The sequence below is a fragment of the Streptomyces sp. NPDC054765 genome, from assembly GCF_053612065.1.
This window is the reverse complement of record NZ_JBSHBP010000036.1, coordinates 1-1,410: the sequence shown is the minus strand read 5'-3', so window position 1 is coordinate 1,410 and position 1,410 is coordinate 1. Positions and strand designations below refer to the sequence as shown.

At 69.6% G+C, this 1,410-nt stretch carries 1 protein-coding gene; it reads right to left on the bottom strand.

The genetic code is table 11. The annotated features are described in order from the left end of the window. Positions 1-1,392 (bottom strand): Ig-like domain repeat protein (locus ACWGJY_RS22240; protein ID WP_453262564.1); only part of this gene is annotated, 1,392 nt, incomplete at its 3' end. Positions 1,393-1,410 lie beyond the last annotated feature (18 nt).

Genomic DNA, 1,410 nt, shown 5'->3' with positions numbered 1-1,410 from the left:
GACGCTGGTCGTACCGCCGCTGAGCGTCCCGGTCAGCGTCACCGTCGTGACCCCGTCGGTCGCCACGAACGTCACCGTCCCCGTCGGGGTACCCGCCCCCGGAGCCACCGGCGCGACGGTGGCCGTGAAGGTCACCGACTGCCCCACCACGGACGGGTCAGGAGACGACGAGACCGTCGTGGTCGTCGCTGCCTGGGTGACCGTCTGGGTGTCCGTGCCGACCGAGCCCGTGAAGTTCGCATCACCACTGTACGTCGCCGTGACCGTGTAAGACCCTGCCCTGACCAGCCCACTCGTGGTCACGCTGGTCGTACCGCCACTGAGCGTCCCGGTCAGCGTCACCGTCGTGACGCCGTCGTTGGCCACGAAGGTGACCGTCCCCGTGGGGGTACCCGCACCCGGCGCGACCGGCGCGACGGTGGCCGTGAAGGTCACCGACTGCCCGACCACGGACGGGTCGGGAGACGAGGAGACCGTCGTGGTCGTCGCCGCCTGAGCCACCGTCTGCGTGTCCGTACCACTGGAGGCCGTGAAGTTCGCATCACCGCTGTACGTCGCCGTGACCACGTAAGCGCCTGCCGTCACCAGCCCGTTGCTGCTGACGCTGGTCGTGCCGCCACTTAGCGTCCCGGTCAGCGTCACCGTCGTGACCCCGTCGGTCGCCACGAAGGTGACCGTCCCCGTGGGGGTACCCGCACCAGGAGCCACCGGGGCCACCGTCGCGGTAAACGTCACCGACTGCCCGACCACGGACGGATCCGGCGACGACGAGACCGTCGTGGTCGTCGCTGCCTGAGCCACCGTCTGGGTGTCCGTGCCGACCGAGCCCGTGAAGTTCGCGTCACCGCTGTACGTCGCCGTGACCGAATGCGTACCGACGCTCAACGCACTCGTCGTGACGGTCGCCACGCCCCCGGACAGCGTGCCGGTCAGCGTCGGACCACCGGTGATGACGAACGTGACCGTCCCGGTCGGCGTACCGGCACCCGGCGAAACCGGCGCCACCGTGGCCGTGAACGTCACCGGCTGCCCGAACACCGACGGATCGGGCGACGAAGTGACCGTGGTGGTCGTCGCCGCCTGAGCCACCGTCTGGGTGTCGGTGTCACTGGAGCCGGTGAAGTTCGCGTCACCGCCGTACGTCGCCGTGACGGTGTAAACGCCCGCCGTGACCAGGCCGTTGGTGCTGACAGTGGCGACGCCGGCGCCGTCGAGGGTACCGCTGAGGGTCACGGTGGTGACCCCGTCGGTGACGACGAACGTGACGTTCCCGGTCGGGATTCCGCCACCGGGGAACACCGGGCCCACAAAGGCAGTGAAGTTGACCGTCTGCCCTGTCACGGAGGGGTCGGGGAAGGAGGTGACCGTGGTGGTCGTCGACGCCTGGTTCACGGTCTGCGTGTCCGTACC